This is a genomic window from Desulforhopalus sp. IMCC35007, from assembly GCF_005116575.1.
Classification (GTDB): domain Bacteria; phylum Desulfobacterota; class Desulfobulbia; order Desulfobulbales; family Desulfocapsaceae; genus Desulforhopalus_A.
Genome location: NZ_SWCN01000003.1, coordinates 72,625 through 84,008, shown reverse-complemented (window position 1 = coordinate 84,008; position 11,384 = coordinate 72,625). Strand labels below are relative to the sequence as shown.

Below are 11,384 nucleotides of genomic sequence, written 5' to 3'. Positions count from 1 at the left end.
GGTGTGTTGAGCCGATTCTTCTGTCCCTTAGGCTCTTTTCAGTCGTATTACGCGAAATAACCCGTGTTATACAACTGATGCACAAATTACAAATTATTGACCTAAAAACGGAAATAATGAATAATACCAATCCATTCAATAGTGCCGATTTTGCCCAGTTTCTACTCAAAACTCATATTGCCCGGCAAGGGAAAGAAAAATTCATGGTTATCTGGGTGAGGAAGTTTTTTCAATTCCGTGAAAATTTCCCTGAACACTCCTGGCAGCAACAAATGGCTTTTTTTCTTGAAAACATCCACACTGATACAGAAGACTGGCAGCTGCGACAGGCTGAATCATCCATTAGAGTTTATTTCAACAATTATCTATTAAGAGAACAAACCAGTACAAGCCACGCAAACATGCCCAACTCCGGGAAAACGCTGTCAAACAAGGAAGTTTGCGAGAACTTTATCGTCAACATGCGTTTGAAGAATTATGCAAGAAGCACTGAGAAGAATTACCTTCAATGGTTACATAGGTATAGCTCATTTTGTAAAAAGCAGAACCGTCCCCCTTTTGAAGTAGAAAATGTCTCACAAAATGTTCGTGATTTCCTCGCCCACCTTGCGGTTGAGCAAAATGTAGCCGCTTCCACCCAAAACCAAGCCTTTAACGCTCTGCTTACATTCTTTCGTCTCACCCTGAATCATGAACTGGGTGATCTTAAACAAGGCGTTAGAGCCCGTACGAGCGTGAAACTCCCTGTCGTTCTCTCTGTCAACGAAACAGCCAGGCTTTTCAAACACGTTTCAGGAAATCTGGGGCTTGCACTTAAAATCATCTATGGTGGAGGCTTAAGGGTGAATGAATGCTGCCGATTACGGTTGAAGGACCTTGATTTTGATCAGCATCTCATTTATGTCAGGGACGGCAAGGGCGGTAAAGACCGGACAACGGTATTGCCTCTCCATTTGGTAGAAATGCTTCAAGAGCAGATCCGTTCGGTGATCGATATTCACGACAGGGATCTTGAAACTGGCCATGGAGCAGTCTTTTTACCCAAAGCACTTGCCCGCAAATACCCCCGCGCCCAATATGAAAAGGGCTGGCAATACCTGTTTCCCGCGTCAAAACTGTCAATTGATCCGCAGTCACAGATTGTGCGCCGCCATCATATATTACCGGTTCTTTTACAGCGGCATATGAAGCAGGCTGTAAATGATGCCGGGATTGATAAGCCAGCAACGGTGCACACCCTGCGCCATTCTTTTGCTACACATTTACTCTTAAATGGAACAGATCTGAGACAGATTCAGGAACTGCTCGGCCACGCCCGGGTTGAAACAACAATGATTTACACTCATGTTATTAAGGATTTACGTAACCCGGTCACTAGTCCACTCGATTTCATGAACCAATAGTGCAGCTCTCCTTAACAGTTATTTGGACATAAAAAGGGGCACTCCACATGATATCTGCATCGTAGAGTGCCCCTTTGAGTCTGTTGTTCAATTTATACAAACAACTGCTTTTTTACTCTCCGTTTAGGCTGGACAGCTCAAAATTGTATTTGAGTTGAGCGACTTTAAGGCCGAGTGGTAAACATTTTTTGCCGATCAAACACTGATCTGCATCATCTCTTTCAATAAATGTTTTGAGATGATGTTTGCCCTGATGTAGATCAACAACCCAGGCATCGGCGCAGTGGTCATAATCAACATCAAAATCAACACCACAGACACCCGCTTCTGGGTAAACATCCTCTATTTTATTGCAGAGTTCAGTTTTGGTAATCATAGCTGTTACCTCCATACAAATAAGGTGGCAGGGAAAAAATCCGCCATATTAATAATATAAGGATGGGAACAGGAGAAACAAGTGGACCAGGAGCCTGTCCGAGAATAGTAATCTTCTTGAACAGGCTCCTCGTACTGTCGGCTGAAGCGTTACTTACTCGTTTGCCTCAAGGTGTTCTGCGATAAACGGATACACATCTTCTGCGGCATTGGCACCAAAGATACAGTCGATATGGCCATAACCTGGGATAACATGCCGCTTATAGAGATCCCCGTTGGTCTTCTTCAGTTCGGTAAGGGAAATAGCGGTGCTTTCCGGGTCGTAGCAACTGTTTTCCGCACCGTGAATAAAGGTGATTGGAATTGCCAGGCGTTGTAAATGGGGCAGGTAGGTATCTTCGCCCACGGCATTGACGACTTTTCCTTTGCGGACCATCACTGTAAGATGATCAAGTGCATCGATAGCTGCGACGCCAAACATTTCATGAAGGGCCTTGTGGGTTGCCTGATTGAGTCTGTCGTGTTCATACAACAGACCGTAAAGAAAAGTTATGCGGTGACAGACCGGACTGTGGCACTGTTCTTCAAAGGCTACGGGTTGCAGCTTCAGAACCTTGTCAAAGAGTTGATCCTGCCAGTCTGCATGGGTGTCTGAGTAGGCGGTTAAGGTCTCAACGCCAAGGGTTTTCAAAACTTCGGGCACATGCAGTCCCGCTTTAATCCGGGTAACAAGCGGTGTTTTAATATGTGGGCCAATCTGTGAACAGACTGCGGACCTCACTCCCTGAAGCCCTGCCAGCATAGCCATAAAAAAGGTCGTCGAGCCAAAACAGTGCACGACAGCCTGAAGATCGGCCTTACCGGTTTCAGAGAGGATCTTCGCCACTGCCACAGGAAAATCCTGCAGTGCAATGTCATCACCGGTATACGGGCTGTTTGCGGCAGGGAGTTCTATGCTGGAGCGATAATCAAGCAGCCACAGGTCATAGCCGTAGGCAAAGAGATACTCTGTGAGATTGGTCTCTATGGTGTCCATGGTAAAAATACGGCTGGATACACCAAGGCCATGGGCCATAAGAACCGGGCCTTTGCCACCACCTTTGTAACGGGTCAGACGAATCCAGGTCTTATCCGGTGTCTGTATATCGTAAATTTCCGGTGCTGTCAGCCGTAACTCCCTGCGTTTTCGCGGTGGGGCATCCGGGTTAAAGAGAGTGGGGCGGGCGGCCATACCACCATAGACATCAAAGAGAGAGCCCATAAAAAAATGGCCAAATTCGGCAAGGTAGGAAAGACGGAGTACTGGATCGGTGACGTTACTGATCCTGATCGTTGTAAGTTGGCGTTGCAGGTCGGCCGGATGAATATGAAGAATTCCACGACCAATCTCTTTTACACTGTTTTGCGTATTCTTTGACAGGGTGACGTAGAGGGTGGTTGTATCAGACCACAGATCAAAGCCCTTGTCCTGATGAATATGCTTCACTCCATCAAACTGATATTGGCTTCCGTCCGCTGCAGTGAGGGTCATCTGGTAGCGCATCTGCTTTTCATCCACTCGCTCCGGAGCCTCCGGGAGCAGTTGAAAGGAGCCTTTTGATACAATGAGGGGCTCTGCTGAAAGGGCAGGCATCGTCAACGTTCCGGTAAGTGTTGCACGATGAGGCTTTTCGGCGAGCATTTTAATAAGATTATCACTGTTTATGGTGAGGATAAATTCGCAGGTGGAGCCCGTCCGCACTGCCTGCTCCCTTGCTTTTTCAAAATCCTTTATTGGGCCAAGCAGGACGTGACCTGTCATCTTTTCGGTAAAACGAAGGCCTGGAATTCTTGTGGCCTCTTTAGGCAGTGGACGGGGCTGGCTGTTCCAGTCTATCTGCCAGCCCTGTTCTTTTGCCAGGAGTTCGCTGTTACGTTCTGTAAGGGCCGAAATAGTCAGCAGAGGATTAACACCCAGGGAACGTGGCACGATTGAGCCATCCATAACGTAGAGGCCCGGGTGTACTGCATCACCTTGAGCCGACGAAAACACCTGACTTGCGTGGTTTACTACCCCATGTTCTGCATTTTCTGCCATAATACAGCCACCCATGGGATGAACTGTTACCAGGTCATGGCCGAGGATCGGGTGCCACAGTGGATTGGGGAGGTAGGTCCCGCCAAGGGGCCGGGTGGCTTTAAACAGCATTTTATTTATCTTCTCAAAGAGTTTCTGGCGACCAACTCCTGGCCAGTGAACCCGTAATCTGTCATCTTTTAAGAGCAACCTGCCCGCACCGTCATCATGGGCCATAACCAGAAATGTCTGGGTATGGGCGGTGGCACCGGTGTAGGCTCCGCCAAGAAGACTTTGGAGCTCCCGTTGTTTTTCGCGGAGCTGATCTGCAATGTTATGGTCCGTATCCCGACCGGACATTTTAGCGGCCATGGAAAAAACAGCAGGCATAATTGAGGCAAGTGCGCCGGGAAGTGCTCCATCTTCGATTACCGCACCATCCTCAAGATCCTGCTGGTGGCGGAGATCAATGACGCCTGCGATGGTTGGCCCTACAGGGGGCTGCGACGCTGCAGGCAACCTGCCAAGACCAATCCCATGTATCGGCATATCCGCATTGTAGGCAAAGCCCAGGACATCACCATTTCCCGTGAAATGGTGGCCAAGTTGACCGGAAAGAGAGAGCCCGGCTTCAGCGCTGCGAAGCAGGATCTCCGTTGAGCCAAGGGTGCCTGCACTGATTATGACATGGTCGGCGGTGATCGTCTGGTCTGGCCCATCAAAGGCGTTTTGTCCTGAAAGAAGGGGGCGAAAATGAACGCGCCAGCACCCCTGTGCCCGGGAAAGATATCTCACGGAGAGACCGGTAAAGATTTCGGCACCATAGGCCCGTGCATCAGGCAGATAGTTCATCAGCACGGTATTTTTGGCGCCGTGATTACAGCCGGATACGCAGTCGCCACAGAGAGTGCATTTGTTTTGCATAATACCTGTGGCATTGGGACCATCTTTAAAGGTAACGGCTATAGGCGGGTGTTCTACCGGGGCTCCGAGATGCGCTGCTGATTTCTCAAGGGCTGTATATTTCTGCAGTTCAGGTTGCGTGTCGGGGTAGGGGATGGCTTCAAGTTTTGCCGTGGCGCGCTTAAATCCATGCCTAAGACCTGCAAGATCGTCCCGCAGACCCTTTGGCCACCTGACATCCTGAAAAACCCTCTCTTCCGGCTCAAGAACCACATTGGCATTGACAAGAGAGGTTCCGCCGAGGCCACAACCGATAAAGACATTCAGATCTTCATTGATCCTGAAATCATAGAGTCCTGTTGGATTTCCCTTATGGGCTGCAGGCAGGTCCACCTGAAATTCTCCCAGGGCCTCAAGTTCACTGTCGGGGTATTCGCCGGGGAGGAGTTCTTTACCCCGTTCGAAAACAGCAACACTTTGCCCTGCACGGGCAAGGCGTGACGCAGCAATGGAACCACCATACCCCGAACCAATGACAAGAACAGTATAGTGAGGTTTCAGGTCCGCGTGGGGAGAGGAGATACGTTTCATGATGTTCCTCCATCAGGTGGTAAAGTAGGTTATGTCTTTTGTATCATGCTTGTAGAAACCAGTATTCTTCAACCATGTACTTACGCAAGTTCGAGAAGGACTTTGGTGAGATCCTGGCCATTGTAGTCAATAGCCCGGACCTCCATGCGACGCTTCTTCCAGTCAAGATCTATCCTGCAGAAGTTGTCTTTCTGGGTGAAGTGTGAGGCCGTGTAATCCATTGTAAGGCCTTTGGCTTCATCAATAATGAAGGTGTCATTTTCGCCCCTGGAATCATGGACATAGTTGCTTGGTTCACCATCGGCGAACCAGAAAGGCCAGTAAAAAGCGGAACTGACGATGGAATAGGCCTTGAGTTTGCGGGCCGCTGCATTTCCATCAAAGGTGATCCTGGCAACGTTACTGCAGTGGATATCACCTGAGAGAAAGATAACGTTCTGAATGTTATAGCGAAGTATCTGGCTGAGCACTAAACGACGGGTTTCCGGAAAGGCCGGCCAGGAATCACTGCGCTCTTTCTGCGTATCGCCACGGGTGCTCACCACAGGATTTGGAACAAAGACGCATGGAGAGACAATGAATTTAGGGCGTGGATCGTCTTTGAGATTTTTCAGCCAGTTGCAGAGATGCTCAATCTGGCCCGGTTCATTTTCCGGATCGTGGGACGGTCGGCCGAGAAGGTGATTATCCAGCAGGCCCGGTTCATCATCCCGATAACGCTGGGTGCGTTGATCGAGGACAAAAAACGGGAACCCGGAGCTGAGAAAAGAATAAAAAATCCTGCCATCAAAGTTTCTTGGGCCGTGGCTCCACTGGTAGCTCATATAGGCCCCCATGGCAAGATTGAACAGTACCCGTTTGCTGCGGTCACTGTTGATCCTGTCCTGGGTCCAGTTGTCTTCTATTTCATGATCGTCAAGGATCATGTAGGTGGGCAAACTGGCCATCAGCTTTCTGAGGTTTGGTGAACTGAAGGCGTCATGATAACGGCTCTGGAATTCCTCAAAGGTGTCTGCAAGGCCAATGGGGATATTACGATTGAGCATGTCAGCATAGATCTGATCACCAACCATAAGAGAAAATTTAGGCTGCTGGCCAAACCTTTTTTTGTCGATCTGGTCAAGCATGGGCTGAAAAATACGGTCCGACAGCTTTTTTTTCCAGAACAATCCTGGATAATGACAAGAGCCAAGAAAAAAACTGAGACCGTCACTTTGTTCAGGATAGGTGCGAAAAACAGCCTCACTCTGCTCCGCTGGCAAAGCATAGAGATCTTCCGCCCATACAGTGGCAGAAGGAAGCCGCTGAATTAGCTCCTCATCTGAGACCGTTACTTCATTGGCATAGGCATCATCCAGGGTGAGTGTGCCCATTCGTACGGTGTACAGCTTATTGGCGGCAAGGGTAAGGGGAGGGCTTCCATCAGCCCCGGGATCAACGCCGAGGTTATAGGTACCTGTTCTGTCAAACTCGCGGTGCAGCCGAAAATAAGCGGTATACTGGGGATTATCCTTTACTGGCTGCCGCTGGTTGTTCAGTATGGTGATGACACCAATGCTTCGTCGATTTTCAGAGAGGATACTGCCGTCATCGTTGGGATCAAAGGCTCTAATCCATAAACGGCAGGAGTTGGATGTGGTGTGTCCGACAATGGGGCCTAAATGGGGAGGACGAATGCTACTCATAACATGTCTCCTTGGTTTTGGTGGGAATGTATTCTGTTTCCAGAACAGTACAGTTGCGGTGACACTACGCCCAGTAGAAGAGCGTTTGTTTTGAACCTGAGTTGAGAATGAATACAGCTGAAAAATGTGATGTTTTTATAAATGTGACATCAAAGACGTTAACTATAAGGCCAGGGACAGCGTTTATCTGCCACAAAAAAACAAATACTGATAATTACTATTAGTAAATCGGATCCGTACGTAGTCAAGTGAGAGACGAGAACAGCAAGGAGAAGATTTGACCCTATATAAAGGTAACGAAAATCTGATAGAAAAACAGCATCAGCGGGATATGAAAGATTGAAAGCAGGTTAGAAAGGAGCACGGCGACGGCGGCCTTTTCAGGCTGTGCATTCAATAATATCGCCAGGGTGACGGTATTCCCCGCAAGAGGCACGATTGAAAAGAGAAACATTACCTTATACAGGTCCTGATTGAGCAGATGAACAGTAACAGTATCTAAATAGATACAACCGCACATGAGAAGAGGCCAGACGATATGTTTTGCACAGAGGGCCTGTTGCAAAAATCGTCTGTCATAGCCTTCACCTTGCAGCATCCCGCTGATACCGACTCCTAACAGCATCATCCCCAGGACAGAGAAAACAATCTTGAATTGTCCCGTGTACAGGGCAATGGATTCGGGCAGTGAAACGCCGGATAGATTGAGGACAAATCCCAAAGCAAAGGCATACAATGCAGGGAGCTTGAGCACTTTTTCCAGACTGTCTCTGGTGGAGAAAGAACCTTTGGCCGTGATATAAAAGCCGGTTGTCGCTTCATAAAAAAAAGAGGCGAGTACAGTGAAAATAAACACATCGGCAAGTGGTGGTGGAAATAGAGTTACGGCAAGGGCGATCCCGTAATATCCCGTATTGCCGGTTCCAGCGGTAAAAGCAAGGATGTTTGGAGTGGAGTCATTCCAACTTTTCGAAAAAAGCTTGAGGTATATAAAGGCCAGGGCAGAGCTAAACAGATATAAAAAAATAGGGGCAATGAGGATTGCCCTGTTTATTTCAACACTCATGGTTGCACTAAAAACAACGAGTGGCCCAAAAATATAGAGAAGCATCGAGGCGATGGTGCCTCGGTCAACCTTTAGATAGCGGGACGCAAGAAATCCAAGGATTACATTGCAATACAGAGGCAGGATTTTCCAGAGTAGGATGAAAAAGATATGCAAAGGAGCTCCTCTCCCGGTGGAATATTAGCACGCAGTTTTTCAGGGAGTACTTGCTGTCGAGTTCACGAAAAATGTTTTTAGCACAGGCAAAGAGAAAAGGGGATACCCTTGTGTTTATCCCCTCATCTGTTTCGCCGCTATTTGATGCCAAGCTTCACAAATTTCAAAAATCTCTTCTATGAAAAGCTCTCCGGTGCTGTTTCCTCAAAATATTCCTCTAATTTTTCAGCCGCCTCTTCACCAAAGAGAATCTGGCAGGCTTCAAGCAGGCCTGCAGATTGACGAATAGTATCACGGTGTTCAATGAGTGCTATCTTTGAGCGCCTTCTGAGAAAATCAGAGAGTTTTGTCACCATTTCGCGTTGCGCGGCTTCTCTCAGTTCACATCTGAGATATTCCGTTCCTTTTATAAGTACCTCAGCCTGTCTGGGATCAGCCTGGATCATTTCTAAAAGGCTAAAGGCAGCGGATCCATAACGACGCCAGAGCCGTGTCGACAATCGCTCGGATGATTCCTTGGATTTCAGCTCATTAAGACCAATTAACTCGGCCTGATGCATAAAACTTTCCCTTGTTCTGGCATCGGGCTCACCGTACCATTTGTAATCAGGGTAGGGGAGTTCTATTCCCATGTCCTGTATGATTTCACAGACTTCATCGCCTACATTGATGCAATCTGTAAGTTTTCCGCCAAAAATAGTAAGGTAGCGATCAGCAGTATTTACCTCAACTGCATGTTTTCGTGATAACTGCATCCAGTCAGAAGTGTCACTGTTTTCCCCTGAGACAACCAGTGGTCTCACCCCGCAACGTTCTGCTATAATGTCAGATTCGTCAAGTGGCTTATCCAACTTTAAAAGGGTGTTGATATTTTTTAAAACAAAGGCGCGGTCTTCGGGGGTTACCTTTTTTGTTTCTTCATCCACCGGAGTATCTGTTGTACCGATACAGGTTCGCACACCCATGGGTATAACAAAAAAGAGGCGGCCATCACTTGCAAAAAATGCCAGAACCTTTTTGCTTGGCGTCACTTTTTTAACAAGAAGATGTATCCCTTTAGAGAGGACAATACGGTGTCTGGTTTTCTGGTGCAGGCTTGAGTTAAACTGATCCACCAATGGCCCTGTGGCGTTGATGAGGGCTTTTGAGCGAATGGTAAATCGTTCTCCTGAGATTTGATTCTCGACCTCTGATACCCAGGTCCCATCCTCCGCCCGATTGGAATGGATCAGCTTGACATAGTTTGCGGCAATACATCCGGAGGTTAAAGCTGAACGGATAAAACCAAAAACAAATCTTGCATCGTTATCGTGGAGGTATGCGTCCGAATACTCAAAACCGCCCTGGGCCGAATCCGTATTAATCACAGGTTCTTCTCGCTGTATTCTGGCCTTTGTCAAATAGCGAGGGACCTTGGTAAAGCAGCTGCCAATAAACCAATACAGCCAGGTCCCCAACCAGATAAAAACAGGTGGAAAGCGAAAACCCTTGGAAATCGTGGTGAAAAACCTGATTTCCCTCACGGTGGAAGGATAGCTGCGGATGAGGTGGTTTCTGGATTTGCAGAGTTTGTGTACCAGTTTAAACTCCAGATTCTCCATATATTTAATTCCACCCCAGGCAAGATTTGATGACTCCTGACTTGTCATTGAGGCGAAATCTCCCTGGTCAATGAGTGCTGTTTTCACACCTTTTCCAGCCAGGGCAGCAGCTGAGACCGCTCCATTGATTCCACCTCCGATAATAAGTACATCAAATGTCTGTCTGGAGAGTTTACTTATGTTGGTGGTTCTGAGCTGCATTGGTTGTGGGGCCGATAAAATCTGGGTGTCAGAGGTCATATTCTCTATAGTAGTATAGTTGTTGTATTGAATCTATTGATCATCTATTTCCGTATCTCTCAAACGACAACAACCTAATCACAGGCCGGTTATTTTTCAAATATTTTCAAGCGGTAATTGTGCCTGCACCTTCAGAACCTGCTGGATCCTTTAAAGAGTAAGAAAGGCAACGCTTTAGGCTGTTACTTTCTGATACAAACATGTCTTGACTGAAGACAGTTCAAATCAGTTATTTAATTTCAGAGATACAGGATTTTACCACAAGTGGGAAGAATTGACAGGCAAGTGTATTGGGGACGTTGTACAGACAAACAACCAAGGGGCTGTGGAAAGCCCCTGATTTGTTGAAAAGCGAGGTGAAAACGTGTCAGACGTTTGTTTTTAGACGTTCTATCAGGCTAAAGGCGAGGGCTGCCTGCTCATTTCTTGTAAGCTGCTGCTCAATTTCGCTGAGGTACATCTTGATCTTCTGTGAAGATGCTCCGGCATCCTCCCGCAGGCGGGATGCCTCAAACATCTGTTCTTCGTTGATACAGTAGACAGATTTACCGCCAAGTAATGGAATAGGTTTAGCAATCACAGCTGGTACCTCCCTGATCCAAGGTCGGAAAACCTGCAAGGGCAAAACTTGCGCCACAACCACAGGATGATTCATTGGTATCATTACGGAAGCGGTATCCGGCGGAAATCAAATCATCCGAGTAGTCGATCTTCAACCCGTTTAAAAACGCCATACTTTCATGGTCAGAGATGATCGTCACCTCGTTGTCCTGAAAGGCGATATCTTCTCCCGGCCACATGACCTCGGCGATTTCAGCCTCGTAGGTCATTCCCGCACAACCTCCGGTCTTAACGAGAATTCGAACGAAGGCGTCTCCACCAAGCCCTTGTTTTTTTAACATTTTACGTGCTTTGCTTGAAATTGTAATCATAATATATGCGACACCCGCTGAGGGTTTTAATCTGTTTGTTTCGAGTACGAAATATTGAGTACTCCCCGAATCTGTCATGCTGACAGAGTTTAAATTATAAATATCGAGGAGAAGAAATAAAGGTCTCTATCTGAAAAAACACCACAATGTAGCAGTTGTTCGCGTTGCATTTTCAATACAACTATGGTTTTTTCGTCTCAAGAGAATGTGTGAGAAAGTCGCATCCGAAGTGGTGTTTTTTGTACATCTGATGAAAATGCAGTAAATTTGTTAAAGTTTAACGGTAATTTAATGGACGCGGATCATTACTTTCTGGATAATGTTTCTTTCGTTCTATATAATACGTAGTGCTGGCCGCTCTAACACTGGAAGTGTA

At 47.2% G+C, this 11,384-nt stretch carries 8 protein-coding genes; 1 reads left to right on the top strand and 7 read right to left on the bottom strand.

Going from position 1 to position 11,384, the window contains the following annotated elements; all coding sequences use genetic code 11:
- Positions 1 to 116 precede the first annotated feature (116 nt).
- On the top strand, positions 117 to 1,403 hold the full coding sequence (locus FCL48_RS03835) for an integron integrase (RefSeq protein WP_205747639.1): 1,287 nt from the start codon (positions 117 to 119) through the stop codon (positions 1,401 to 1,403).
- Between the two features lie 112 nt (positions 1,404 to 1,515).
- Here the strand turns inward: FCL48_RS03835 and FCL48_RS03830 are convergent, their stop codons facing one another.
- From FCL48_RS03830 to FCL48_RS03800, 7 genes are all read right to left on the bottom strand, one after another.
- Entirely contained in the window at positions 1,516 to 1,779 is a 264-nt protein-coding gene (locus FCL48_RS03830) for a hypothetical protein (RefSeq protein ID WP_136870929.1), read from the bottom strand.
- Positions 1,780 to 1,932: 153 nt separating this feature from the next.
- Positions 1,933 to 5,328: a GMC family oxidoreductase N-terminal domain-containing protein gene (locus FCL48_RS03825; protein ID WP_136870928.1), complete on the bottom strand. Its 3,396-nt coding sequence runs from the start codon at positions 5,326 to 5,328 to the stop codon at positions 1,933 to 1,935.
- Between the two features lie 80 nt (positions 5,329 to 5,408).
- Positions 5,409 to 7,013: an alkaline phosphatase D family protein gene (locus FCL48_RS03820; RefSeq protein ID WP_136870927.1), complete on the bottom strand. Its 1,605-nt coding sequence runs from the start codon at positions 7,011 to 7,013 to the stop codon at positions 5,409 to 5,411.
- A 283-nt stretch (positions 7,014 to 7,296) separates the two neighbouring features.
- Entirely contained in the window at positions 7,297 to 8,235 is a 939-nt protein-coding gene (locus tag FCL48_RS03815) for an AEC family transporter (protein WP_136870926.1), read from the bottom strand.
- 176 nt (positions 8,236 to 8,411) lie between these two features.
- The gene (locus FCL48_RS03810; RefSeq protein WP_136871165.1) at positions 8,412 to 10,037 is read right to left on the bottom strand and encodes a glycerol-3-phosphate dehydrogenase/oxidase; all 1,626 of its coding nucleotides are present in this window, start codon (positions 10,035 to 10,037) and stop codon (positions 8,412 to 8,414) included.
- A gap of 406 nt (positions 10,038 to 10,443) precedes the next feature.
- A complete protein-coding gene (locus tag FCL48_RS03805; protein ID WP_136870925.1) occupies positions 10,444 to 10,656 on the bottom strand; it encodes a hypothetical protein in 213 nt (70 codons plus the stop codon).
- Positions 10,646 to 11,008 carry an iron-sulfur cluster assembly accessory protein gene (locus tag FCL48_RS03800; RefSeq protein ID WP_256374267.1) on the bottom strand — a complete coding sequence of 121 codons (363 nt, stop codon included), beginning with the start codon at positions 11,006 to 11,008 and terminating at the stop codon, positions 10,646 to 10,648. The genes FCL48_RS03805 and FCL48_RS03800 overlap by 11 nt, the downstream gene beginning before the upstream one ends.
- Between the last annotated feature and the right edge of the window lie 376 nt (positions 11,009 to 11,384).